The organism is Tropicimonas sp. TH_r6 (assembly GCF_033101155.1).
Taxonomy (GTDB): domain Bacteria; phylum Pseudomonadota; class Alphaproteobacteria; order Rhodobacterales; family Rhodobacteraceae; genus Tropicimonas.
Window position 1 is genome coordinate 1 of record NZ_JAWMPX010000103.1, and the last position, 371, is coordinate 371.

General features: G+C 60.1%; 1 protein-coding gene. It reads right to left on the minus strand.

From position 1 onward, the window contains the following. Window positions 1-368 (minus strand): transposase (locus tag R3X27_RS25580; protein ID WP_317711734.1); only part of this gene is annotated, 368 nt, incomplete at its 3' end. Between the last annotated feature and the right edge of the window lie 3 nt (window positions 369-371).

The following is a 371-nucleotide window of genomic DNA, read 5'->3' on the forward strand; positions in this document are numbered from 1 at the left end:
CGATAGGGAATGTTCACATTCAGCGTCCGTTGGCGGCGACACAATGTACTGTAGTCCGGCACCGTCCAATCCAACCCGACCAGCTTCAGCAGGCTCTGTACGAAACCCGTTCGCCAGTGGGCTCGAACCAGTGGCGCCTTCACTGGCTCACTCTGCCGCGGGGGCATGCCGAACAGCACTTTGAATGTCAGACAGGTTTGGATGGCCGCGTCACTGAACTGCTGCTGCCGACCGCGCTTGCCGCTCGGCGGTGGCGTCCAAATCATCGCAGGATCGAACAAGATCGCCAGCGACCCGCGCCGCCTCAACGCATCATTGTAAGTCGACCAGTTCGTGGTCTTGTACTTCGTGGGTGCCCAACTGCTCATGCC